Annotated in this window: 11 protein-coding genes; 9 read left to right on the top strand and 2 right to left on the bottom strand. The window is 52.9% G+C overall.

The features are described from left to right. Positions 1 to 7 precede the first annotated feature (7 nt). From BMZ40_RS12245 to csb2, 6 genes are all read left to right on the top strand, one after another. On the top strand, positions 8 to 1,213 hold the full coding sequence (locus BMZ40_RS12245; protein WP_092376108.1) for an acetate kinase: 1,206 nt from the start codon (positions 8 to 10) through the stop codon (positions 1,211 to 1,213). A 618-nt stretch (positions 1,214 to 1,831) separates the two neighbouring features. Further along, positions 1,832 to 2,839: a helix-turn-helix transcriptional regulator gene (locus BMZ40_RS12240; protein WP_092376105.1), complete on the top strand. Its 1,008-nt coding sequence runs from the start codon at positions 1,832 to 1,834 to the stop codon at positions 2,837 to 2,839. A gap of 25 nt (positions 2,840 to 2,864) precedes the next feature. Continuing rightward, positions 2,865 to 5,480, top strand: a complete 2,616-nt coding sequence (locus BMZ40_RS12235; protein WP_092376102.1) for a CRISPR-associated helicase/endonuclease Cas3 — start codon at positions 2,865 to 2,867, stop codon at positions 5,478 to 5,480. Further along, complete coding sequence (cas8g1, locus tag BMZ40_RS12230; protein WP_092376099.1) at positions 5,477 to 7,633, top strand: type I-G CRISPR-associated protein Cas8g1/Csx17; 2,157 nt, start codon at positions 5,477 to 5,479, stop codon at positions 7,631 to 7,633. Before BMZ40_RS12235 ends, cas8g1 begins: the two co-directional genes overlap by 4 nt. Beyond that, positions 7,630 to 8,634 carry a type I-G CRISPR-associated RAMP protein Csb1/Cas7g gene (cas7g, locus tag BMZ40_RS12225; protein ID WP_092376096.1) on the top strand — a complete coding sequence of 335 codons (1,005 nt, stop codon included), beginning with the start codon at positions 7,630 to 7,632 and terminating at the stop codon, positions 8,632 to 8,634. The genes cas8g1 and cas7g overlap by 4 nt, the downstream gene beginning before the upstream one ends. 2 nt (positions 8,635 to 8,636) lie before the next feature. Then, complete coding sequence (gene csb2, locus BMZ40_RS12220) at positions 8,637 to 10,244, top strand: type I-G CRISPR-associated protein Csb2 (RefSeq protein WP_092376093.1); 1,608 nt, start codon at positions 8,637 to 8,639, stop codon at positions 10,242 to 10,244. 12 nt (positions 10,245 to 10,256) lie between these two features. Here the strand turns inward: csb2 and BMZ40_RS12215 are convergent, their stop codons facing one another. Beyond that, positions 10,257 to 10,526 (bottom strand): Txe/YoeB family addiction module toxin, encoded by a 270-nt coding sequence (locus BMZ40_RS12215; RefSeq protein ID WP_092376090.1) that lies wholly within the window; start codon positions 10,524 to 10,526, stop codon positions 10,257 to 10,259. Continuing rightward, on the bottom strand, positions 10,516 to 10,794 hold the full coding sequence (locus BMZ40_RS12210; protein ID WP_092376088.1) for a type II toxin-antitoxin system Phd/YefM family antitoxin: 279 nt from the start codon (positions 10,792 to 10,794) through the stop codon (positions 10,516 to 10,518). Before BMZ40_RS12210 ends, BMZ40_RS12215 begins: the two co-directional genes overlap by 11 nt. An 87-nt stretch (positions 10,795 to 10,881) precedes the next feature. On the opposite strand from BMZ40_RS12210, the gene BMZ40_RS12205 reads away from it, so the two are divergent. The 3 genes from BMZ40_RS12205 to BMZ40_RS19805 all read left to right on the top strand — a co-directional run. Further along, positions 10,882 to 12,537, top strand: coding sequence for a CRISPR-associated endonuclease Cas4/Cas1 (locus tag BMZ40_RS12205; protein WP_092376085.1), 1,656 nt, complete (start codon positions 10,882 to 10,884; stop codon positions 12,535 to 12,537). Between the two features lie 2 nt (positions 12,538 to 12,539). Continuing rightward, entirely contained in the window at positions 12,540 to 12,830 is a 291-nt protein-coding gene (gene cas2, locus BMZ40_RS12200; protein WP_092376082.1) for a CRISPR-associated endonuclease Cas2, read from the top strand. A gap of 56 nt (positions 12,831 to 12,886) precedes the next feature. After that, positions 12,887 to 13,067, top strand: a 181-nt coding sequence (locus BMZ40_RS19805; protein ID WP_218143769.1) for a hypothetical protein, incomplete at its 3' end; no start/stop codon positions are given.

Here is a 13,067-nt window from a genome sequence, read left to right as displayed (position 1 = left end):
GGATATTATGAAGATATTTGTAGTCAATTCAGGGAGTTCTTCCCTCAAATACCAGCTTCTGGACATGGATAACGGCGCGGTCATGACCACCGGCCTGGTCGAGCGCATCGGCGACACCATGGGCAAGGTCAGCCAGAAGTCCTGGCCGGGCACGGATCGCGAGGCCGAGGTCGAGCGTGAAGTGGCCTTCCCTGACCATCGCGCGGCCATGCACACCGTGGTCGATCTGGTCACGGGCGCGGACACCGGCGTCATCGCCTCTTCCGCCGAAATCAACGCCATCGGGCATCGTGTCGTTCAGGGCGGCGAGACTCTGTTTCAGAGCACGCTCATCGATGACGACGTGGTGGAGAAGATCCGCGAGAACTGTCATCTTTCGCCTCTGCACAACCCGGCCAACCTGGTCGGCATCGAGGTCGCCCGCGAGCTTTTCGCCGGTGTGCCGCAGGTGGCCGTGTTCGACACGGAATTCCACCAGACCATGCCCGCCGAAGCCTTCATGTATCCGATCCCCTACGAGCTGTACGAAGAGCTCAAGATCCGCCGTTACGGATTCCACGGCACCTCGCACCGCTATGTCGCGCAGCAGGCGGCGGCCATGCTCGGCAAGGCCGAGGACGAAGTGAACCTGGTCACTCTGCACTTGGGCAACGGCTGCAGCATGGCAGCCGTGCGCGGCGGCAAGTGCATCGACACCTCCATGGGTCTGACCCCTCTGGCCGGCGTAATGATGGGCACCCGCAGCGGCGACATCGATCCCGCCATCCTGCCTTTCCTCATGAAGGAAAAGGGCCTCTCCATGGATGAGGTTGACTCCATTTTGAACAAGCAGAGCGGCCTCAAGGGCATCTGCGGCATGAACGACATGCGCGACATTCATTCCGCGGCGGATAAGGGCGACAAGAAGGCCGCCCTGGCCGTGGACATGTTCGTCTACCGCATCAAGAAATATATCGGCGCCTATTACGCCGTGACCGGTCCTCTGGACGCCCTGGTCTTCACCGCCGGCATCGGCGAGAATGACGAAATCGTCCGCGCCCGCGTCTGCGCGAATCTCGAACATCTCGGCATCAGCATTGATCCCGCCCTCAACGCCGGTCGCAAGAAAGTCGCGACGGCAGTGCAGGCGGACGGAAGCAAGGTCGCCATCCTCGTTATCCCCACTAACGAGGAACTGGCCATAGCCAAGGCCACCTTGAGCGTCCTGAAGTAGAGAAAAAAGAAGTCCCTCCCCCTCCTTGTACCCCCCTGGAAGTCGTTTCCAGGGGGGTCTTTTTTGTTTCCACGATCAGACTCGCTTCCTCCCGCAAGACCTGTCTGTCCTTTCGAGGATTGCCTGATAGAACGACCACTTATCGGCTAAATCCTCCGCCAGTACTGCATTGTCCGTATTTTTATACAAAATATACTAAGTATTGATCGGTATTATAGAGATTCAATACTGGTCGATATTCGTAAGCATTTGATTGCGTATGCTGATAAACTCGTGGATACGATGATTCCGATTGAATGTCTTTCTGGAGGGAGTCCGCATTGTGCGTAACTTTCGGATAAATTTCTGTGACGTTGTATACTATCAAATCTTGTTTATGTTATTAGTTTTAAATGATTAAATATTTTTAAGTATGTATATCAGGCCGTAATCAATTAGATACGTATTATGTATTGTAGTTGTGTCATACATAATTTTGTTCTTGTTATTCCCTACAGTATTCGGCAACAAATTCAGGAATATTTTATTGTCGATGCATTGTGATTTACGGATCATCCCCACTGCCTGGGAAGATCTGTTTTTTTGTGCTTGCCGCGAAACCGGACGGAGAGCGAGGAGATGGGAGCAAATGGTTTTGATTCTTCGAAGCTGGAGCGGGTTTTGTATCTGTACATGGCCATCAAGGCGACACCAGGAAAATCACCGGGCGAGCTTCGGCAGGAACTCGGCGTCGGGACGTCGACCTACGGCAGGTACTGTGCGCTGCTCAAGGGGCTCGGGATGGATTTTCGTTTCGACAGGAAGGCCCGTCGGCACGTCATCGAGAAGGACGCCTTCCTGACAGCGCCGGATCTGACCCTTGACGAGCGCCTGGCCATCATCCTGGCCATGGGTCGGCTGGGCGGTCTGCAGGAATCCTTCCTGGCCTCGCGGGCGAGAAAGGCGGCCACCAAGCTCCTGGCCGTGAACGAGGCCTCGGTCGCCGCCGCCTGTTCGGCGCTCTTGAGCGGGCCGGAAATGCCGGCGCACGTCGGCGGCCGGGGCCAGGTCGTGGACACGCTGTTCAGGGCGGTCACCGAGCGTAGGCGGATTGCGGTCTCCTACGCCAAACCGCATGCCGAGCCCGAGGAGTTCGAGGTCGACCCCTACCAGCTCTACGTACTGGATGGGGCGCTGTACCTGGACGGCTACCACTGGGGTCGCAGGGCAGTGCGATGCTTCAAGGCATGCCGCATCCGCCGGGCACGGCTGACGGAAATCACCTTCACCAACAACCGCGACTACGCCTACCACGAGCGCCGCCTGAGCTCGTTTCGCGTCTTCGCCACCGAACGCGAGCCAGAGACCGTACGCATCTGGTTTTCACCCTTCGCGGCGCCGTACATCCGAGAGGAGTACCACAACCCCAGCCAGCTCCTGACAGACAACCCCGACGACTCGCTGGTCTACGAGGTACGGGCGACGGAACCCAGGGAAGTGCTGTGGTGGGCCATGCGCTGGGGAGCGGATTTCGAGGTGCTGGAGCCGGAGTGGCTCAGGGAAGAGGCGATGGAGAAGGTGAGGGGGATGGTGGGGAGGTATGGGATGGGGGGGCGAGAATCCAAAAGCATCGCAGTGACCGAATAGCAAACGATACAAGGTGGAATATCACATGGAGTTCAAAGAATTTTTTCAAAAAATGTACGGCTCCGACCAAGTTGATCCTTGGTCGTGGCAAATAAAATTGGCACTAGATGATGCCTTTGGAAATCGCCTGATCCGTATCCCTACCGGCCTTGGGAAAACAGTCGGAGTATTGGGTGCGTGGTTGTGGAATCGTTTTGAGAAAGAAGAATGGAGTTGTCCATGTCGTTTGGTCTGGTGTCTGCCAATGCGTGTTCTGGTGGAACAGACGGAAATGGAAGTTCGGAATGCTCTGAAACGTCTTGGCATTTACTGGAATGGAACTGGTTCCCATGAGGGCAAGGTCGGAGTTCACGTGCTCATGGGCGGCACAGACTGTGGCGATTGGGCGCTTTATCCCGAAGAATGTGCCGTGCTGATCGGTACGCAGGATATGCTTCTGTCACGCGCATTAAACCGAGGCTATGCAGCTTCGCGAGCTCGATGGCCCATGGAATTCGGCCTTCTCAATAGTGATACACTCTGGATCATGGACGAAGTGCAACTCATGGATGTCGGCTTGGCGACTTCTTTTCAGCTTCAGGCATTTCGCAACGATGACGATTGTGAAGCAAAAATGTTGCGCCCGACGTTTAGCTGGTGGATGAGCGCAACGCTGCAACCCGATTGGTTTTGCACCAGCCCGGATACCAAAGATCTGATGCTGGGCATGCCAGTATCAACAATACCTGCTCCTGAGCGTAGCGGGAACCTTTGGGATGTTCGCAAAACATGCCGCACGATATCTATGAAATCAGCCAAGGAACTGGCAAGAAGCGTCCACAAGGCACATGTTGAACGCGATAAGAGTAGAAGCGCGCCAACGCTTGTCGTTATGAACACTGTGGATCGAGCCGTGGAGGTATACCAAGAGCTGTTGGGTAACGTCGCATCAGAAACTCTTCGTTTGGTGCACAGCCGTTTTCGTCCTAGTGAACGCGAATCATGGCGCGAAGAATTTTTGAATAAGGCTGCTTGCACTCCCGGAACGGACCGCATCATTGTGGCAACTCAGGTCATTGAAGCTGGCGTGGATATGTCATCGACTCTGCTTTTCACGGAACTCGCACCTTGGTCCAGTCTTGTACAGCGTTTTGGACGCTGCGCTCGTTGGGGAGGTGCAGCACAGGTTGTTGTTGTAGATTTTAACGCAGATAAACCTGACGATATCAAAAAGGCACTGCCGTATGGTCCCGAAGAATTGGCCGCAGCTCGGACAGCTTTGAGCGATCTTCAAGACGTGTCACCTAAGAGCCTCGAAGAATTTGAAGAAGCGTACGCCAATATTCGCGATCTTTATCCTTACGAACCGTCACACCTCCTGCTCCGCCATGAAATCGAGGAGTTATTTGACACTTCTCCGGATTTGAGTGGTGCCGACATCGACATCAGTCGCTTCATCCGCTCGGGTGATGAGCGGGATCTGTACGTATTTTGGGTAGACATACCTCCAAAAGAGCAACCCGCCGATAGCATTCAACCGACACGAAAAGAATTATGCGCCGTGCCGTTTATGCGTGCCAGGGAATGGTTGTGCGGCAAAACGCAAAGGCTTGCTGCTGGAAATCGTGCCTGGGTCTGGGACTGGCAGGAGGGAGTATGGCGGACAGCTCGAAGTACATACTTATATCCCGGTCAAACAGTACTGGTTGCAGCGAACTGTGGTGGTTACGACACAGCATGCGGGTGGTCTCCTGCATCAATGAAGCATGTTGTTTCGCTTGCAGGCCAACCCGTCACGGATGCAAATAAGGCCGATTCTGCTCAGGATGATGACTCTTTGAGTCAAACAGGCTGGCAAACCATCGCTGGTCACAGCTTGGCGGTCGCAGAAGAGGCCCGTGATATTGCCCAAATGCTGGTTTCAGAATTGGCCCATATCTTTCACTTGGCTGGACGAGTTCATGACATCGGAAAAGCCTATCCTGACTTCCAGCTTCAGATTCAACGCGCAAGGGATAGTATCTTCCATGCCCGGACTGACATCGCTAAGGCTCCAAAATTATACTGGAATACAAGACAGCGCCCGCGAGGCCTGCGGCATGAACTGGCAAGCACACTCGCTTTGTTTGCGATACTCCAACGGCATGATCAAAATCATGAGGCGTTGTTGGGACCATGGAAAGAGTTGCTTGATGCTGCGGGCATGACTGTCGCCCCTGTGCCTGAGGTACAGCTGCCACCAACTGATATAGAACGGGAAATTCTTGATTTGGATGCCGAGGATTTTAATCTGCTTCTCTATTTGGTCTGTGCTCATCACGGCAAAATTCGCCTTGTGTGGCATCCCTGCCCCGCTGATCAAAAACACAAAGACGGCAAAGTTTGGATCCGGGGTGTTATGGACGGGGCGACCCTACCTTCAATTCCTCTTTACACCAAGGAACAAGAACTTTCCGAAGTGAGGGAATGTTGCCTTGATCTGGCTCCGTCTGCTGCTGGCTTGAATCCGCATACTGGACTTGGATGGACTGAGAGAATTTTGAATCTTTTAGTCACCATCGGGCACTTTAACATGGCTTGGTTGGAGGCGATTATGCGGGCTGCTGATCAAAGAGCTTCTACACGAGTCATTAAGGATCCGTTGTTGGGAGGTGGACAATGATACATGTGTATAAGCTTGATGGGTGTGCGCCTACTCCTCTAATAAATTATTTGAAGGCTTTGGGTATATTACGTCTTTTAGCTGAACAGCTTGATATAAATGTGCGAGGCTGGTGGGTAGGGAATTGTTTTTCCATTTCAACAACGTTTGATATGAATGCGATCATTTCATTTTTCCGTGAAAAATATGAGCCGACTCCAATTTTCAATCCTTGGGGAGGAAGATCTGGTTTTTATAATGGAAGTTCTGAAAAATCAGCACGTGAAGTACTCGATTCTATAGTTGCTTCAGATTCGCCTCGTTTCGAAACATACAGAAATACAATAATTCTTATTCAAAAAATAATTCGGGATGTTGCAGGTGAACAAAAGCCAAAAGATGAATTGAAAGGCAAATTTATTTTGTCTCTAAGAAATTCTGTTCGTGGAAAATCAATTCTTTGGATGGACACGGTATCATCAATAGTCGGTTCGGGTGATCGTATTGATATTATGCATCCTGCAATTTTTGGAACAGGAGGAAATGAAGGGAGCGGTAGCTATACTTCTGCTTATATGGCCGCCATCAAAAAATGTATTTTAGATCCAAAATTGGACGCTTCCCTAGAGCAAGTGCTTTTTGGGCACAACTTATGTAATAGCAGTTGGGATCAAAATGTTGGACAGTTTGTTCCTGAGGGAATCATTAATCCATGGGACATTCTTCTTTCTTTTGAAGGCGCATGTTTGATTCGTTCTGGAATAACTTCTAGGAATACGACTGACAGTGTTCGCTGGATGTCATCTCCATTTTACATATCTGGATCAGCATATGGATACGCTGGCGAATCGCGAATTGATGAAATAAAGATGAATAAGGGCAAAGAACTTCCTGGAAATGGAGAGCAGTGGTTTCCACTCTGGCCATCTCCCATGACTTACCAAGAGCTGGCTCATATTTTTGTTGAAGGGAGGGCCGCTTCCAAACGGCGTAGAGCGGACGACGGATGGGCCATGGTCCGTGCGATCACAGACCGCGGAATTCGTCAGGGAATCTCTGAATTTATCCGCTATGGATATCTTCAAAGAAATAATCTTGCGACGCATTTTGCAGTACCATTGGGGCGCTATAGGGTTCCTGAAAAACATTTGCCCATCCTTGCATGCACTGATGACCTAGAAAAGAACAACTGGATTTCCAAATTAAGAAAGAATGCGCACCAAAAAAAGGCTGCGTCAAGATTGCTTCAAATTGAGCAGAATCTCGGACACAAACTATTTGATCTATCTGCGCGTCCATCAGACCCCTCTCTCTGGCAGCAAGTACTTATCGCCATGACGGATCTTGAAACTGTCATGGCAACCGGAAATGGCTTTCATTCTGGCCCAATTCCGCCATTACGGCCGGAATGGGTCAGTGCTGCCAATGATAATTCTCCAGAATTTAGGCTTGCTTTGGCCTTTGCTCTCCAAGGTTCGTTTCAAAATTCGTCCAGTAATTTTGATGGGGTTCGTCGCCACTGGTTGCCACTCAAAACGCAAACACGGTTTGCCACGAACGGTGATACCATGAATCCCCGTTTGGATAAGAAGCCTGACGTGGTTGCATTTGGACGGGACGCTGTTGATGACGCCATCGCGGTTATGAAGAGGCGCATGGTCGAATCTGCACAAAACGGTGGGCGGCTCTTTCCTCTGATTCCTACGCGGGGCGCTTCAGCGCAACCAGCGGACTTGTGCCGCGTGCTGGCCGGAGAAGTTGACCTGCAAAGGACGATGTTGCTGGCTCGTGCATTTATGGCGTTAGATCTTCGCATGTGGAACGCATTTCATCCGTCCATTTCAATGTTTCCATTGGACTACCCTAGTGATACGTGGCTAGCCATTCGAGTTGCCCACAGTCCTTGGGTCTTGCCGAATGGTCAGGTTGTTGGAGCTGATCCGGCCATCATTCGAAGGCTGGAAAGCGGCGATGCAACATCTGCATTCTCTATTGCCCAAAGGCGACTGCGGGCAGCTGGTGTGCATACAATTGCCCAATTTGCAACTGTTTCACCACAAACAGCTCGACTCTGGGCGGCGGCTTTGGCGTTTCCGGTATCAAAGAATTACTTGGCAAATTTCGTGTCTCGAATTGATCCCAACACTTCATCTGATAAGGAGTACATGTCATGACTTTGGATCTTTCTGCTCTTGATGGCGTGAATCGTCTGCTGTTCTCGATTCCCCTTGAACCACTGCAGGGGCATCGCTTCCAGCCTACGGGCTTTCCTGCCTTGGGTGCGGCCACGTTTTCAACCAAATATGGTCCGTCGCTGCTTGTTGAAAGTGCACAAAGCATGGCCAATAGACTGGAATTGACGATCTGGGACGAAACCAAAAATGATGTGAAGACAGCTTTGCTTGGCCTGTCGCATATCCGCGTTAAACGAGGCGAAGAATTTTTGACGGACTCGCTTCTTGAATCTCATCGTATCAACAGTCCATATATTCTCGAAGGTTCCGACAAAACATTTTTTAACCAAATCAAGAGTGAATTGGATGTCTTGGAAACAGGCCCGATCAATCGTAGCAAGCTTTCCAAGCTGTTGCTCAAGTATGATATTTGTTCCCTTCTGCACGGTGTCTTTTTGGCGAAGAAAGAACTTGCAGGGGGAAGGTTGCGTTTATCTCGATCTGTCGAGGCATTTATAGAAGCAGACGGCGTACGGGTTGCAGCATCTGGTGGGGTAAAAAATGACCATGTCAATCCTTCTGGAGATACTAAAAGTGGATTTGGTAACGTTCCATTTGCACGCGATGAATATACTGCAGATTTTATTACCCTATATGCAAAGGTCGATTTAGCGCAGATCCGTGGATATGGGCTTGGCGAAGATGTCACAAAGCTCTTGATCACACTTGCTTTGTATAAAATTAGAGTTTTGCTTAATAGCGACCTTCGATTACGCACGGCTTGTGATTTGCGAGTTGTGAACGATGTTATTGCGGCGACAAAGCCATCCGGTTTTATTCTACCAAATGTCGAAGAAATAGAAAGCGAACTCACTAAGGCCATTGCTGCATGCAAAGATAACATGAAGATAACAGTCGTCACATTCAATGATGAACTCAAAAAGGGTAAAGACAAAGGTGAAAGCGCAGGCGGCGAGCAAACTGAACCTGACGAGAACTAGCCATGCCAACAATAATTATGACTTTCCCCGGCAGGCGTTACCACGCCACGCCTTGGGGGCATCACGTCAACGAAGGGCTGATTGAATGGCCACCGTCACCCTGGCGTTTGCTACGAGCGCTTCTTAGCGTCGGGTACACGAAATGCGGATGGAGTTACGAAAGTCTTCCTGACGCGGTTCGTTCTTTGTTTGAAAAATTGGCCAGCGTGATGCCTACATATATGCTGCCTGCTGCGACTGGTGCTCATACTCGGCATTACATGCCTGTGAATGAAGGCCGTGCGGAAAAACGCACATTGGTCTTCGATACATGGGCGCAGATTGACGCCGGGTGCTTGGCTGTAAGCTGGGACGTGGAGTTGACTGAGGAAGAAATTCAGTTGCTCGCCGCGCTTGCCGACCATCTTGGGTATCTGGGGCGTGCTGAAAGCTGGGTTGAAGCTCGTCTTGAAAAAACCAGTCCAGTCATGTGGATGCCAAATTGTTATCCCAATGATAGTGCTCCTGGATTTGGCTGGGAGCAGGTTTCCGTTTTCGTGCCACTTTCGTTTGACGATTATGAGAATTGGATAAATCAGGCCCGTGACGATGTCATTCGGCATTTCGATTTTGTTGATGAAACCAAGCCAAAGCTATCAAAGGAAGAGAAGAAAATCCAGAAAGCACGGCAATCTGCACTGGAAAAGGCCATGAAGCCGTACCCTAAGAGTCTTTTTGACGCTCTGCACTGGGATACTGCGGACTGGAAGCAGTACAGATGGATCCAAGCCCCTGGCAGTAAACGCGTGCTGTATTGGCGGAAGAGCGATGCCTTGCAGATTCAGCCCATGGTCACATCCAAGGCGTGTTCAAGTCCTTCCGTCAAAATCATAGTTCTAGCCATGGCAACGGCACAGGGAAACAAGCATGCCTTGCCGCCAGTGGTCCACACGCTCATTCATGGGGAACGGTTGCACAAACTCGTGCTTGGCAAAATTGGCCAGCATCACACCGTCCTGTCTGGATGTGATGAAAACGCCTCACCATTAAAAGGGATGCATGAGCATGCCCATATCCTACCTCTTGACCTGGATGATGATGGGCACTTGGATCACTTCACAATCTGGGCTCCAGCGGGTTTGGACGCACAGGCGGAAAGGGCTTTTGCAACTCTGCGTAATTCCTTCTCAAAAGGCTTGAAGTCATTGCATATTGCCATAGCAGCAACCTGCCGTGAGGTGGAAGAGCTTATCGGACTTCCCGGCGAATATGGAGAAGCTTTACAGATGCGTCTGGGGCTCCAGCCCTCTTGCGATTGGATGTCTCATACGCCTTTTGTACCGCCACGTTATTTGAAAAAATCTGGCAGGAACACTTTGCAAGGGCAAATTATGGCAGAGTGCGATTCGAGGGGGCTACCTGTTCCAGTGGAAATAGAACTGCTTGATCCGCGTGGTCACCCCATACTGCTCAGGCAAAGACATTTTTCGCGTAAAAGGAAATTCGGCCCTCAACCGCCGGTGGATTGCAGTTTTTCGGTTCGGATTCAGTTCAATGAACCGGTTCGTGGTCCGATTTGTTTGGGCTACGGGAGTCATTTTGGTCTGGGTTTGTTTTCTCCTCTGTATTGAGCGCTGTTGCCTTCAATAATGATACCGCCCCTGCACAAAATCCACCCGATCATCCCGCACCAGATACACCAACCGGTGCTCCTGTGTGATGCGGCGGGACCAGACGCCGGGGGCGAGGTATTTGAGGGGTTCGGGTTTGCCGATGCCCTGGAATGGGTCGCGCATGACGGCTTCGACCAGTTCCAGGACGCGCAGGGCCACGCGGCGGTCGGTCTGCACCCAGTGGCGCAGGTCTTCGCGGAACTCGGACTGGAAGACCGCTATCCGGTCCTTATTCCGCAAGGCCCGTCTCCGTCTTCAGCCGGTTGATGTCCGACGCCTCGCCCTGGCCCTTGAGGGCTCTGTCCAGGGCCGCAAGTAGGCGCTCGGCGTTTTTGGGCGAGCGCATGAGGTGCGCGCTTTCGACCAGGCTTTGCAACTCCGCCGCGTCTATCATGGCCACGCTTTTCCCCTTGCGGCGGCGGATGACGACGATTTCCTGGTTTTCGGTGACCTCGTCGCACAGGCTGGCCAGATTGGCGCGGGCGTCGGTGTAGGTGGTTTGCAGCATGGGACTCCTCCCGTTAAGTTGTACAGAAAACATGTACGCATGCTCGCAGCGCGTGTCAAACCTTCTCTGCGTATTCAGGAAACACATATGATCGAACAACCTCTCATCCCCGTCCGCATGCTCAACGAATACGTGTACTGCCCCCGACTCGCCCATCTCATGTGGGTTCAGGCGGAATTCGCCCACAACGAATTCACGACGGACGGCGTCATCAAGCATAGACGCGTCGATACTCCGGGCAAGCCGCTCCACGAGCCGCTGACTGAGGAGCAAACCATCCATGCCCGGTCCGTGAGTCTGTCGAGCGAATCCCTCGGCATCACGGCCAAGATGGATCTGGTCGAAGGCAGGGGCAGCGATGTCGTCCCGGTGGATTACAAGCGCGGCAAACGTCCGCACACGTCCAAGGGCGCCTATGACCCGGAGCGGGTGCAGCTGTGCGCCCAAGGGCTCCTGCTCCGCGAACATGGTTTTCACTGCGACGGCGGTGTGTTGTATTTTGTCGCATCCAAGGAGCGGGTACGGGTGGAATTCGACGATGACCTCGAAGCCCTGACCCGCAGATCCATAGCCGAACTCGCCTTGCTGGCCGGGCAGGCCATGGCTCCGGAACCGTTGATTGACAGTCCGAAATGTCCGCATTGTTCACTCGTGGGCATCTGCCTCCCCGACGAGACCGGCTTCCTTCGGGGCAGGGAGATGGCGATCCGTCCCATTTTCGCCGGAGTGGAACAGGCCTCGCCGCTCTATGTGCAGTCGCCCAAGGCGTATATCCGCAAGAACGGCATGCGTCTGTTGGTGGAGGAAAACAGGGAGATCGTGGCCGAAGCGCGTCTGGAAGAGGTCAGCCAGTTGGCCGTGTTCGGCAGCTCCATGCTGACCACGCCGGCCTTGCACGAGTGCTTCCGAAGGGAAATTCCGGTCACGTACCTGAGCTATGGCGGTTGGTTTCTTGGACATACCGTTGGAACCGGACACCGAAACGTTGAGACGCGGACGGCGCAATACCGCGCGAGTTTCGATCAGGCCATGTGTCTGGGCTTGGCGCGGTCCCTGGTGGCGGCCAAGATCGCGAACAGCCGGACCCTGTTGCGCCGGAATCATCGGGGGGAGGGCGCTCCGAAGGATGCGCTGGAGGGGCTGGGGCGGGATGTCCGCATGGCCCGGACCGCATCGAATCTGGAAAGTCTGCTCGGACATGAGGGCACGGCGGCGAGCCGGTACTTCGGCCTGTTTGCGGCAATGTTCAAATCGGATGGGCCCGACTCGTGGCGATTCGACTTCGTCAGCCGCAACAGAAGACCGCCCAAGGATCCGGTCAACGCCATGCTCTCCTTTGCCTACGCCATGCTGGTGCGCGAATTGAGCGTAGCCCTGTCGGCCGTAGGCCTTGATCCGTATCGGGGTTTTTATCACCAACCCAGGTTCGGGCGGCCGGCCCTCGCCCTGGACATGATGGAGCCATTTCGCCCCCTCGTTGCGGACTCTGTCGTCATTACCGTCGTCAACAACGGTGAGGTTCAGACCGGTGATTTCGTCCAAGCGGCCGGCAGCTGCAATCTGACCGACAAGGGGCGCAAATCGTTCATCCGCGCCTTTGAACGCCGCATGAATCAGGAAGTGACGCATCCGATATTCAAGTATCGCATTTCGTACAGGCGGTTGCTTGAGGTTCAGGCCAGACTTCTGGTGCGTTATCTGAGTGGGGAGATCAACGAATATCCCTGCTTCATGACGAGGTGATCATGGACGAGCACCTGTATATTGTCAGTTACGACATCCGCAGCGGCCGCAGATGGCGCAAGGTGTTCAAGATTATGAAGGGATATGGTGAATGGCTGCAGTTCTCCATATTTCAGTGCCAGCTGTCGAAAATGCGCTTGGTGCGATTGCGCGGAGCGTTGGAGCAGGAGATCAAGCATGACGAGGACCATGTGTTGATCATGGACTTGGGGGTTGCCGGGACCATCAAGCCGAAAATCCAAAGCCTGGGGTTGCCGTTCAAACCGGTATCCACGGAGTCCATCGTGGTTTGACCCCGCCGTCGAAGCGCGAGAGGTGAGGTGGCGTCTCAAATGCCGTCGGCGCTCGAATGGGACAGTTCCTTGAAAATCATAAAGTTGAGAATGCAGAAATATTTGTTTATGGATTTCGTGGCCGGTCCGCCGGTTCCTTCAGATGGACGCTCGAAAATCAGCCTTTCGAGGCTCGTGGATTCTTGGCTGACGAGACATCTCATTTCCGGGGCTCCGATGCCCCGGCCTCATTGAAGC

This window comes from Desulfomicrobium apsheronum (genome assembly GCF_900114115.1).
GTDB lineage: Bacteria > Desulfobacterota > Desulfovibrionia > Desulfovibrionales > Desulfomicrobiaceae > Desulfomicrobium > Desulfomicrobium apsheronum.
The sequence above is the reverse complement of the archived record's forward strand: the minus strand, read 5'-3'. Positions and strand labels throughout refer to the sequence as shown.